The following is a 12,277-nucleotide window of genomic DNA, read 5'->3' on the forward strand; positions in this document are numbered from 1 at the left end:
TCGGCTGTTAGAACTCAATCTGTACGAGTGCCCACACAGATGATTGCTTTATATTGTTAAAGAACGTTTTGATTCGCTTTAGCGACTCAAGGGATGCGAATAATACACCCTTTATTTTTCGAGTCAACACTTTGTTTTAAATTTTCTTTTGGAATATTTAAAACCGAAGTTTTATTTAACTCTCTGATAAGTCCGTGCCTCGCTATGCGTTGGCGTTTCCCGTCTCAGTGGGATCGCATTATAGGGAGATCCAAAAACAGATCAACACTTTTTTTGAACTTTTTTGATTTAATTGGTTGTTCGAGTGAAATTAGTACAGAAAGGCGGTTTTTAATACTATAAAAGGGCTTTATAGCCCTTTTATCTACTTAACTATAAACTTCCAACCTGCCTTTTCTTGCTGTTTAGACTCTTGTTGAAGCTCACTTGCCATTAAAGGGTGTGCTTTTAACCAATCATTTTCAAATGATAGTGTTAAAGCCTCATTATTAGCAATTAAGGTAAGTTTTGGTAGCACATCATCTTGACGACGCATTGATAGAATCACTGCAATTCTTATTAAACGTGTTACGTATTGAGTTAACTGGGCATGACAACCTAAATAATCAAAACCATTTTTTTGCAGATCCGAACGATGTGCATTTGCAGTCGCCACTATTATCTTATGTTCTGATTGTGAAAACCCTGGCATCTCAGTATTTTCAAGAATATAAGCGGTGTGTTGCTGATATTGCTTGTACTCTATTAATAATCCAATTTCATGTAATTGTGCAATCGCTTTGAGCAAAGGCAATCCGCTTGTATCTAGTAGTGTCCATTGCTCACTAACTTGAAGCGCTAGCTGGCTGGAAAGATCTGCTACACGATTAGCTTGTTTTTGGTCTACATGATAACGCGCCATTAAACCATCAATAGTACGCTTACGAATGTTATGGTTATGAAACTCAGGGATCATGCTATACAAGACGCCTTCTCGGAGTGCTCCTCCGGCAAGTCCCATTTTGTCAATTTCAAGCGACTCAAATAAAGCAATCAAAATTGCTAGCCCAGAAACAAAGACTAATCTGCGTTCTTCACTTAAGCCTGGCAAATCTAATGCGGCAATAGTTTTATAGGTAATTGATTGCTCTTTAATAGCATTGAGCTTGTCTAGACTCAGTAATTCATCTAAAGATTGCGCGACCATAATTTCTTGGATCGCTTGCACTGTACCAGAAGCCCCAGACGCAATTTCCCACCCAGCGCTCTTATAATCAGATGCTATTTCATCAATCACGAGACGCGCGGCTTTTATTGCTGCATTAAAATTGATTTCATTTAGCTGACAATCTTTGAAGTAGCGTTCAAGGTAGGTAACACAACCCATATTTAGGCTTTTATAATGCAGTGCATCAAAACCTTTACCAATTACAACTTCAGTGCTCGCACCGCCAATATCGATCACTAACTGACGACCACTACAAGAAGAAGTATGCGCGACACCTTTGTAAATAGTTCGCGCCTCTAACTCACCACTGATAACGTTAATTTTATGGCCAAGAATTTGCTCTGCTTTAATTCTAAATACATCAGCATTTGTTGCTAAGCGTAAAGTAGCTGTGGCAACAATTGTAATATTTTTTTTAGGGATATCCTGTAGACGCTCAGCAAATAAGGCAAGACATTCCCAGCCTCGCTGCATTGCTTGCGTGCTCAGTAAGTTATCGTCATTAAGCCCAGCAGCTAATCTGACTTTGCGTTTAACCCGGCCTATGGTTTGTAAGCCGCCAGCAATTGATTTAGCAATCAGCATATGAAAGCTATTTGATCCCAAATCAATTACTGCGTAAACATTTTTTTGCGGTTTAAGTTGCCCCACCGTTCAAAAACCTCTAGTTACTACTACGACTATAATGACGGTCGTAATTACGACCGTGCTTTTTGGTAATTATTATTAGGTCTACGTCCGCTGTTATTATTACGATTACGAGGACCTGTTGAATAGTTACGCTTTCTTTGAATAGTAGGTTTTGTTAAATCATCAAGCAATGCACTTTTATCGTAATGCGATAAAGGAATGCTATGTTCTATATATTCTTCAATTTCATGAAGGTTGTACGCGTATTGTTCACATGCAAAACTAATCGCTTTACCTGATGCGCCTGCACGACCAGTACGACCAATACGATGTACGTAATCTTCACAATCATCTGGTAAGTCAAAGTTAAATACATGACTCACTTCAGGGATATGTAATCCTCGTGCTGCAACATCCGTTGCTACTAGAAAATCTAGATCACCTTTAGTGAACTGCGCTAAAATTGATTGGCGCTTTTTCTGATTTACATCACCGGTAAGCATACCAACACGATGTCCATCTTCTTTTAACCATGCGTACACTGTTTCACAACTATGCTTGGTATTAGCAAAAACAATCGCTTTTTCAGGCCATTCTTCTTCAATCAAGGTTAATAACAGCTTGACTTTGTCTTCTTGAGATGGCTGAAATAACTCTTCACTGATTCGCTTGCCCGTTTTTACATCTGGCTCAACTTGTACATGCTCTGGGTTTGTCATGTGCTCAAACGCCAGCTCTTGAACACGATATGAAAGTGTTGCAGAAAACAATAAATTAAGGCGTTGCGATGTATCCGGCATACGGCGAAACATGTAACGAATATCTTTAATAAAGCCCAAATCAAACATACGATCGGCTTCATCAAGTACCACTACTTCGATTTCATTGAGGGTATAACACCCTTGTTTATATAAATCGATTAAGCGCCCTGTGGTGCCAATTAAAATATCAACGCCTTTTTCTAACTGTGCACGTTGTTTTTCGTAATCTTCGCCACCATATACTAAACCTAAGTTAAGATTACAGTGTGGCGCTAAAATTTTTGCATCTTTGTGGATCTGAATCGCAAGCTCCCGAGTCGGGGCCATGATCAGGGCTCTTGGATGTTTACTAGGTGCTTTGCTAGATTGTAATAACCGATGGCACGTGGCTGTTAAAAACGCCAACGTTTTGCCTGTACCTGTTTGTGCTTGACCCGCAATATCACGGCCATCACAAATAAAAGGTAGGCATTTAGCTTGAATGGGTGTGCAATATTCAAACCCACTTTCGGTTAACCCGGCAACCACTTCCGGTGCAATAGCAAAGTCTGAAAACTTTTTATCGGTCAAATGTGTCTTAGTCATAGCGTTTAAGCATAACGTTTAAACTTGCAATAAGAAACAAGAGTGTTTAAATACGCATTAAATAAATTCGCCTAACTTATCGGAGAGCGCAATGAGCGAGAAAATAATTCAATTAACTGACGATGGCTTTGAAGCTGACGTACTACAATCAGATAAACCTGTACTGGTTGATTTTTGGGCAGAATGGTGCGGACCTTGTAAAATGATCGCCCCTATTCTTAATGAAGTAGCTGACGAATTTGACGGCCGTGTTGTTATCGGTAAATTAAATATCGATCAGAATGCTGGCACACCACCTAAGTTCGGTATTCGTGGTATCCCTACATTATTACTTTTTAAAGATGGCCAAGTTGCAGCAACTAAAGTTGGTGCATTATCTAAAACTCAGTTAATTGAGTTTTTAGAAAATAACATCTAATATTGAATTTAAAAAAGGGCAAATGCCCTTTTTTAAATTTTTTTTGTATAAAGACTGGACGCTACGCCAGTGAGCTGCTAGTTTATAAAGCCAACTAATCCTTAGTTTACCAACGAACCTCTCTCATTAATTAATATCGATTATATGAGCATGATAACTGTAATAAAGAACCCACCAATATGCATTTACGCGAATTAAAAGACAAGTCGATTAAAGAGCTTGTAGACTTAGCTGAGTCCATGGGGCTCGAAAACGTAGCCCGCTTAAGAAAGCAAGATATAATCTTTGCTATCCTTAAAGCCCACGCCAAAAGTGGAGAGAACATTTTTGGCGGTGGTGTACTAGAAATCTTACAGGATGGTTTTGGTTTCTTAAGATCATCAGAAGCCTCTTACCTTGCTGGTCCTGATGACATTTATATATCACCTAGCCAAATTCGTCGTTTTAGTATGCGTACTGGTGACTCTATAATGGGTCTCATACGTCCACCTAAAGACGGTGAACGTTACTTTGCACTACTAAAAGTAAACGAAGTAAATTTTGATAGACCAGAAAATTCTCGCACTAAAATTCTTTTTGAAAATCTAACACCACTTCATGCTAACGAACGTTTACGTATGGAGCGTGGTAATGGTAGTACTGAAGATATTACTGCTCGAGTACTTGATTTAGCCTCACCTATCGGCCGTGGTCAACGTGGTTTATTAGTAGCACCGCCAAAAGCGGGTAAAACAATGCTACTGCAAAATATCGCGCAATCAATTACCCATAATCACCCTGATGCAACGTTGATGGTATTACTAATCGATGAGCGTCCAGAAGAAGTAACTGAGATGCAGCGTCTTGTAAAAGGCGAAGTAATTGCATCTACGTTCGATGAGCCTGCGAGCCGTCACGTTCAAGTTGCTGAAATGGTAATTGAAAAAGCAAAACGTTTAGTTGAACATAAAAAAGATGTCATCATCTTACTAGATTCAATCACTCGTTTAGCGCGTGCTTATAACACCGTAATTCCTTCATCAGGTAAGGTACTCACCGGTGGTGTTGATGCTAACGCATTGCACAAGCCAAAGCGTTTCTTTGGCGCTGCACGTAACGTTGAAGAAGGTGGTAGTTTAACAATTATCGCAACTGCCCTTATCGATACCGGCTCTAAGATGGATGAAGTTATCTACGAAGAGTTTAAAGGTACCGGTAATATGGAACTGCACTTAAATCGTAAGATTGCTGAAAAGCGTGTATTCCCTGCAATTGACTTCAATCGTTCAGGTACTCGTCGTGAAGAATTACTGACGAAGACAGATGAACTACAAAAAATGTGGATTTTACGTAAAATCGTACATGAAATGTCTGAAATTGATGCTATGGAATTTTTAATTGATAAACTTTCTATGAGCAAAACCAATGATGAATTTTTTGACTCTATGAGACGTCAGTAAAACTATTCATATTAAAAAAGCCCGTTTAAAACGGGCTTTTTTTTTCTCTTATTTACCAACCTACCAATGATTATTTGTCTTACTCTATGCTTTACCCTATAACTTAATTAGTATGCAAAATAAAATCATATGAAGTGATTGCTGCTCTGCTAGGGCATGTTGACCTTTCGTGATTGATTTTGCAGCAGTGTGCTTGGTATTTAGGCAAGGCAGCGCCTATAGTGTGTGGTTGTTCCCCATAAATAGGCGATAATGCAGTATAAATGCCAAACATGCGCTGCCCAAAGAGTTCTTTCTAGGGGCGATTAAATACATTATTTTATCTGACAAAATTAAGATTTTAAGGTGTAACGGATGACAATAACTAAAAGTATTTTAATTCTAACTGGCTTTTTAATACTTGGTACGTGTCTAATATGCTACTTTTTTGACCTACAACTCTCTGCACTTTTGAGCTTATTATTTATAATAATGGTAGGTAATGGCACAACCTTACTCATTTATAAAAATGTTGTGTTACCAACTCCGCACTTAGATAACCTAGTCGAAAATTTAATCACCAGTGATTATATAAATTTCACTTTTCGTTTTGACGAAAATCCTAATATCACCCCAAAATCATGCTTTGCACTCAATGCAAGTTTAACCACCATAGAGCATATGTTTCATGAGATATATTGTACTTCATCGCGCTTACTCCCTATGGCAGATGCATTACGAGATACTTATGCTTCAATGACCCAAAAAGCCAGTATTCAACATGCACATGGTGAAGAATTAGCCACAACTATAGAGCACACTATACGTATATCCAGAGAGCTAGAAGGTGATGTTGAACTTATTTACACCTCTGTCGCCTCTGCAACTCAATCAGTTCAACAGACGCGTATTGATAGCGATAATAGCCAAGCAAGCTTATCAAAATTAGCTACAAATATAGAGCAAACAAGTGAACATATGAAAGTCTTAAAACAAGACAGCGATAATATAGGTTCAGTGATTGAAGTAATAAATGCAATTGCAGAACAAACAAATCTATTAGCTCTCAATGCCGCAATTGAAGCGGCCCGTGCTGGCGAGCAAGGCCGAGGCTTCGCTGTTGTCGCTGATGAAGTACGTAATTTAGCAGCACGAACAAGTAATTCCACACAAGAGGTTCGTACTATGGTGGGGAAAATTCAAGAAAGCACTGATCGTGCTGACACTTTGATGAGCAATGCACTAACTGAAGCACAACAAACCGTTAAGCTATCGCATGCAACAAGTAACGAGATTAATACCATTGAACAAGCTATGCTGGCCATCAACGCACTATCAGAAAAAATTAACCATCAAGTTGCTCAACAAAAAATAATGTCCGATGAAGCCCAGTCAAACATTGAAGCAATGGTGGAGCTAAATTCGGATGCACTTTCGAGCACATTGATCCAATCGGTTTCCAGTGAAGATCTTCGAAATTTAGCAAAAAGCCTACATGAAAAATTGGGGTTATTTCATGTTAGCGAGGGCATTATTGATAACACTCAACGTAATGATAGCGCTAGGCGCAACGAAAATACCTCCAGTAGCAACCAAAACACGACCGCACCAACAAATGATATAGAGTTATTCTAAACCTTAAACTGCTCTAACTCATGGATTAATGACTCAACTAATTCTGTTAACCCTGTATTATTTTCGGCTTCGGTACTGTTTAACAATGCCTTATCCAATAATAATGCTGGTTGAATGACACTATCTAATGCGAACATTTGTGCTGCACCAAGGATCCGATGACTATCTTGTTGCAAAGCAGACAGGTCACCTTGCTGATAGTGATCTTTTAATGCATTTACTTCATCATCAAAGCTGGCTACAAAACTTCTGATTAGATCACTAACATCGATATCGATAGCCATTTCTTTTGAAGCTGGTAACACACTTAAGTGCTCGCTAAGTTTAGTGTAAAAATCTTCTTTATCTAGGGGTTTACTTAAATATCCCGAAAAACCTAAGGCCAGATAATCTGCAATTTCATGGCTCATTGCATTGGCTGTAAGTGCAAAAACCGGTTTATTAAAACCACACTTCTCTAGCAAATCGAAGGCTGTTAAGCCATCCATTATTGGCATTTGTATATCTAGTAAAACTACGTCGGGAAATTCACTAAGGCATTGTTCAACAGCTTCTTCACCATTGCTTACAGCAATAACATCTAGCCCTAAGGTGTTTAAGAAGCGTGTAATTAAGCGACGGTTATCCGGATGATCTTCAGCAAGTAATACCTTCCCAGCCAATGTTTTCGCTGTAGTGGTTACTGGTAATGATGAAACTGGTATGCCTGGTAGATATTGTTTACATGGCAAATAAAGCATAAATTCACTGCCTTTACCGTATTCACTTTGTGCATTGATATAACCCCCCATCATCATAGCTAACTGTTGTGATAAACTTAAACCAAGCCCCGAGCCACCAAAGCGTCGACTGATTGTGTTATCCCCTTGTTGGAAACACTCAAAAACTATCTTTAACTGCTCAGCCTGAATACCGATACCTGTATCTATTACTGCAAACTGGACGCCCAAAGCGGTTTCATTGATGCGTAATGTAACCGAGCCTTGTTGAGTAAACTTAACTGCATTACTCAGTAAGTTGATTAAAATTTGCTTTACTCGCATCAAATCTAGCTTAACCCAGTACTGCTCACCAATTTGATTATCCAATGTAAGCGTCAAACCCTTGCTTCTCGCTTGCAAACTAGACATTGAATACACATCCATTACCAACTGCACTAAATCAAAATCACAAACACTCAGCTCTAAACGATTTGCTTCTATCTTACTGAGATCAAGCACATCATTAATGAGCTCTTTGAGATGATCACTGTGCTTTTTAATTACCAGTAACTCCGTACCTAATTGCTCAGTGTCATATAAACCATTTAATAAATCATCAGTTTGCCCCAAAATAGCTGTTAGAGGAGTGCGGATCTCATGGCTAATATTTGCTAAAAATTGGCTTTTCACTTCATTTGCTGACTGTAATTTTTGAGCAACAGAACGTAACTCTTGCGTACGCTTTTCAACTTTCTCTTCTAGTTGTACTTTAGCTTTTCTTTCAATTGTACGGCGATATAAAGCAACACTGCAGATCAAAACCAGTACGAATACTATCGCCAACAAAATAGTGAGTTGTGAGCGCTTTGCTATCTCTAACTCTTGTAATCGACTAGTTTGCTTCAGATCTTGAATCTCCTGATTCAATTTATTGGATTCAAATTGAGATTGAAACACATTTAGGGCTTTAATTATTTCCTCGCTTGTCATACTACGTTGATACTCTACAAATTTGTCATGTAAGTGCATCGCTCGTTCAAAATCACCTAAGCTTGCACTTAACAACGCTTCAATTCCTAAGCCATCTCTTAAGCGCATTTCATCTTTGTATTGTTTCGCCAGCGCTATTGATTGCTCTAAATTTTTCTTTGCAGCATCAATATCACCTTTGACCAACTGTATTTTTGCTAACACATGCAAAGCGGCTAATAACAGCTGTTTATTATCAATTTGTCGTGCATATCCTTGTGCGGCATTTGAGTGATAATATGCAGCATCCAGTTCGTTTATTTTTAAATTAATGTTGGCTAAATTATTATGTCTTGTAGATAGTTGAAAGGCATTATTGGTACTTTGGTAATAACGTAAAGCCAGCTGGTAGTAATGCAGAGCTAGTTGATTTTGACCCGACTCATCATATGCAACGCCCATATTACCGTGCACTTGAGCAACACCATCTTCATCGCCCAACGCTTGAAATACACTTAGTACTTTGCGGTATATTTCCAATGCTGAATCATAGCGAGATAAACGAATATAAACCCCTGCAATATTATGCAAAATGTCGGCTTGATCTTGTGCACTGCCATCTTGCTCATAAATAACTTTAGCTTGCTGATAGTAATCAAGGGCTAGTTCCATATTATACATATCGAAATATGATAATCCTATATTGCTCAATAAATTAGCTTGTTTTAAAGGGCTATTTAAACGAACGGCAAGACTTAATGCTCGACTATAATCAATAACGGCTTGTTGCATCAAACCTTGGTAATACAGCACCACACCCTGCATTTTTACAGCTCTAAAATGCAACTCAGGTAAATCATTAAAATCGCTGCCTTGCTCCAATAATTTATAGTAATGAAGCGCTTGAGTGTAATCGCTTATTTCAAAAGCATTTTTAGCCATTTCAGAATAAATAGCATTTTTTTGTTTATCTGATAGCTGCACTGAAGATAATAACTCACTAGCCAACAACTGCTTTTGAGGCCAATTTTCAGCCAAATCAAACTGCTCTAACATACTGCTTTGTTGCTTTGCAAAACTCGATACTGCAAAAACACTGATGTAGACCATGAGGCCAATAAGCAATGAGCGTTTCAACTGGCTCGGCATAATTATATCCTTGAAACTTTTGTAGCCGTGAAAGCTGTGATAGTTTGTCAAAGATACACTAATTACTAGATTGCAAACAATGCTTAACCCTCTGATTGATGAGATTTTTGAATTGATTTTAACAAAGCAAGTGTGGATGGTTCATACTTTAGCATTGAAATTAAAAGACCGTGGTGTCATTAATAATTTAGACTCTCTTCCTGAACGTGACTTATTTAAACGTAACTTTTTAATCATGAACGCTTTATATCAGCTTCAACAGCAAGTATTGCCAACGCAGCAATTACTGATATCCAGTTTACATATTGAATTAATCACTGCGCCATCTAATCACTCAGCATTAAATGCAACTGATCCGCTACGTATTTACTACCTTGACTGGAATAATTTTGAGACATCCAGTGTTGAAATAGAAAAGTTATTAAATAGCTTTTGGCATAGCTTCACAACTAAGACTGGTTCGACATTAAAAGTAGATATAACAACCCGAGAACTGCTTTTAAAACGCTGGCAATTACCACCGCAAAGTAAGATAAAAGATGTGCAAAAACGCTGGCGACAGCTAGCAATACAATGCCATCCGGATAAAACACACGGCAATGCAGATAAATTTAAACAATTGAAGAGTGAATACGAGCAGCTAAAGAGTAGCTGCTCAACAATATGTAACGGGTAATTATTAACGCGTTAAGCGACGAGCGCGAATTTTACGGCCTTTAATATTACCTTCGGTCAATTTACGTAGTGCAGGTTTTGAAGAGTTACGCTCAACGGCTACAAATGCTACGTTATCAAGTACATTAATTTTACCAACTTGACGCCCTGCAACACCATCTTTACCTGTTAGTGCTCCTAAAATATCACCTGCACGGACCTTCTGCTTTTTACCTGAATCAATCATCAGTGTCACCATTTCAGGCTTGTAAGGCGGTTTTTCTAGTAAGCTAAATGGTGGTAATTGCTCTGGTAAAAAGTCGCATTCATAGTGGTCACCAATTTGCGCCACTTTAAACTGCTCGGCATCACCGTAAATAGAACACGCAATACCTTTTTTACCCGCACGGCCAGTACGACCAATACGATGTACATGCGTTTGTGGGTCATGAGCAAGGTGATAGTTAATTACCATATCCATGTCGTCAATATCCAAACCACGCGCTGCAACGTCTGTAGCCACTAATATTGACGCGCTTTTATTCGAAAAATGGATAAGTGTACGCTCTCGATCTCGCTGCTCTAAATCACCATGCAATGAAACTGCACTAAACCCTTCATCAGCTAGATCGTCACATACTTGTTGAGTTTCAACTTTGGTGTTACAAAACACCACACAGCTTTCTGGCTGAAACTTTAACAACAACAATTTTAAAGTATTAAAACGTTGTTTGTTATTATCCATTTTATAGAAGTACTGTTTGATAGTGCTTTTTTCTTGCTCTTCTTCAACTTTCACCATTACAGGGTTACTTAACACCCGTTTAGCGATTGCTTCAATAGCGCGCGGGAAAGTAGCACTAAATAGTAATGTTTGACGTTGTTTTGGTATACGCTCGATAATTGCATCTAACGTATCTTGAAAGCCCATATCAAGCATTTGATCTGCTTCATCAAGCACTAAAGTTTCTACGTCGTCTAAACGTAACGTACCTTTGCGGATATGATCATCAACACGCCCTGGCGTACCAACAATAATATGCGCGCCGTGTTCAAGCGAGCCTATTTGCGGTCCAATCGATACACCACCACATAAGGTGAGTATTTTAATGTTATGAATGCCGCGTGCTAATTTACGCATTTCAACAGCAACTTGCTCCGCTAATTCACGCGTTGGGCAAAGCACCAAAGATTGAATACGAAAGCGCTTAACATTAAGCTTGGCCAATACACCCAAACTAAACGCCGCAGTTTTACCTGACCCCGTTTTAGCTTGTGCAATAATATCTTTACCTTCAAGTACTGGAGGAAGACTTTGAGCTTGTACAGCAGTCATGTGGGCGTAACCTAAAGTAGATAAGTTATCAACCAAACCTGATGGTAAAGCGAGTGATGAAAAAGCAGTAGCAGTCACAATAAATCCCGAAACAAAAAATAAATTAGCAAGGAATAGCCCTGCCTCTAGTTGCGCTAATGATAGCAGAAATCAGTCATAGCAACCATTAAGGCCTTTATTATAAATTAATCAATAAAGGTATTGTAAATAAAATCTATTTTCATTAAGATCTGCATCGCTTTTTATCTCACTCAGCCGGAACCATTTAATGAAACTTAGCCCGCTTTATCTTGCACTGCTTACCTCTGTAACCGCTGCACACGCCTCAACTACGAATGAAAACATAGAAAAAATTGAAGTTAAAGGTACTTACTTCAATGACTATAAAGTAGACCATGCAAAAGGCGCTATGCGCACATCAGCTTCATTGCTTGAAACCGCACAATCAGTCACCGTCATCACTGACACAATTGTGAATGAACAATTAGCCACAACACTGGGCGAAGTATTAACAAACGATGCCAGCCTAACCGCTGGCTCACAACAACGTAACCGCGAAGTATTTAATTTACGTGGCTTTGGGTTAAGTTCATCAACAGGTTACTTACGTGATGGTCATCAGCATTGGTCTCACTATCAACAGCCGATTGAGATTTTACAGCAAGTAGAAGTTATTAAAGGACCATCGTAACTACTCAGGAGGGGTAAAAATGCTGGGCAACATGCCATTGAATAATAATGCTAATGCGGTAGACGCACTGATCCCTTGCTTTTTACAACTTGATAAGTAACTACGCAGCCCAAAAAACATCTT

The 12,277-nt window shown here is 38.7% G+C and carries 8 protein-coding genes and 1 pseudogene; 5 read left to right on the plus strand and 4 right to left on the minus strand.

Going from position 1 to position 12,277, the window contains the following annotated elements:
- Window positions 1-364: 364 nt before the first annotated feature.
- Together gppA and rhlB are read right to left on the minus strand one after the other, a co-directional pair.
- Window positions 365-1,858 (minus strand): guanosine-5'-triphosphate,3'-diphosphate diphosphatase, encoded by a 1,494-nt coding sequence (gppA, locus tag HH219_RS21185; protein ID WP_054454394.1) that lies wholly within the window; start codon window positions 1,856-1,858, stop codon window positions 365-367.
- Between the two features lie 47 nt (window positions 1,859-1,905).
- On the minus strand, window positions 1,906-3,183 hold the full coding sequence (gene rhlB / locus HH219_RS21190; protein ID WP_054205210.1) for an ATP-dependent RNA helicase RhlB: 1,278 nt from the start codon (window positions 3,181-3,183) through the stop codon (window positions 1,906-1,908).
- Between the two features lie 91 nt (window positions 3,184-3,274).
- On the opposite strand from rhlB, the gene trxA reads away from it, so the two are divergent.
- The 3 genes from trxA to HH219_RS21205 all read left to right on the plus strand — a co-directional run bounded on the left by trxA (window position 3,275) and on the right by HH219_RS21205 (window position 6,654).
- The gene (trxA, locus tag HH219_RS21195; RefSeq protein WP_054205211.1) at window positions 3,275-3,601 is read left to right on the plus strand and encodes a thioredoxin TrxA; all 327 of its coding nucleotides are present in this window, start codon (window positions 3,275-3,277) and stop codon (window positions 3,599-3,601) included.
- Window positions 3,602-3,780: 179 nt separating this feature from the next.
- A complete protein-coding gene (gene rho, locus HH219_RS21200; protein WP_054205212.1) occupies window positions 3,781-5,040 on the plus strand; it encodes a transcription termination factor Rho in 1,260 nt (419 codons plus the stop codon).
- Window positions 5,041-5,394: 354 nt separating this feature from the next.
- Window positions 5,395-6,654 (plus strand): methyl-accepting chemotaxis protein, encoded by a 1,260-nt coding sequence (locus HH219_RS21205; RefSeq protein ID WP_169328547.1) that lies wholly within the window; start codon window positions 5,395-5,397, stop codon window positions 6,652-6,654.
- Here the strand turns inward: HH219_RS21205 and HH219_RS21210 are convergent.
- Entirely contained in the window at window positions 6,651-9,473 is a 2,823-nt protein-coding gene (locus HH219_RS21210) for an ATP-binding protein (protein WP_169328548.1), read from the minus strand. The two genes, HH219_RS21205 and HH219_RS21210, sit on opposite strands and share 4 nt — an antisense overlap.
- Window positions 9,474-9,552: 79 nt before the next feature.
- Between HH219_RS21210 and HH219_RS21215 the strand changes: the two genes are divergently transcribed.
- Window positions 9,553-10,149 (plus strand): DNA-J related domain-containing protein, encoded by a 597-nt coding sequence (locus HH219_RS21215; protein WP_169328549.1) that lies wholly within the window; start codon window positions 9,553-9,555, stop codon window positions 10,147-10,149.
- A gap of 3 nt (window positions 10,150-10,152) precedes the next feature.
- Here HH219_RS21215 and dbpA read toward each other — a convergent pair whose 3' ends face one another.
- A complete protein-coding gene (dbpA, locus tag HH219_RS21220) occupies window positions 10,153-11,541 on the minus strand; it encodes an ATP-dependent RNA helicase DbpA (RefSeq protein ID WP_054205216.1) in 1,389 nt (462 codons plus the stop codon).
- Between the two features lie 190 nt (window positions 11,542-11,731).
- On the opposite strand from dbpA, the pseudogene HH219_RS21225 reads away from it, so the two are divergent.
- Window positions 11,732-12,151, plus strand: a pseudogene (locus tag HH219_RS21225) (Plug domain-containing protein); the annotation flags it as partial.
- Between the last annotated feature and the right edge of the window lie 126 nt (window positions 12,152-12,277).

Source organism: Pseudoalteromonas sp. NEC-BIFX-2020_015, assembly GCF_012952265.1.
GTDB lineage: Bacteria > Pseudomonadota > Gammaproteobacteria > Enterobacterales > Alteromonadaceae > Pseudoalteromonas > Pseudoalteromonas neustonica.

Bases quoted from the DNA above. Each gene is read 5' to 3' on its own strand.
- rhlB (WP_054205210.1), bottom strand. From the start codon at position 3,183: ATGACTAAGACACATTTGACCGATAAAAAGTTTTCAGACTTTGCTATT.
- trxA (WP_054205211.1), top strand. From the start codon at position 3,275: ATGAGCGAGAAAATAATTCAATTAACTGACGATGGCTTTGAAGCTGAC.
- rho (WP_054205212.1), top strand. From the start codon at position 3,781: ATGCATTTACGCGAATTAAAAGACAAGTCGATTAAAGAGCTTGTAGAC.
- HH219_RS21205 (WP_169328547.1), top strand. From the start codon at position 5,395: ATGACAATAACTAAAAGTATTTTAATTCTAACTGGCTTTTTAATACTT.
- HH219_RS21210 (WP_169328548.1), bottom strand. From the start codon at position 9,473: ATGCCGAGCCAGTTGAAACGCTCATTGCTTATTGGCCTCATGGTCTAC.
- HH219_RS21215 (WP_169328549.1), top strand. From the start codon at position 9,553: ATGCTTAACCCTCTGATTGATGAGATTTTTGAATTGATTTTAACAAAG.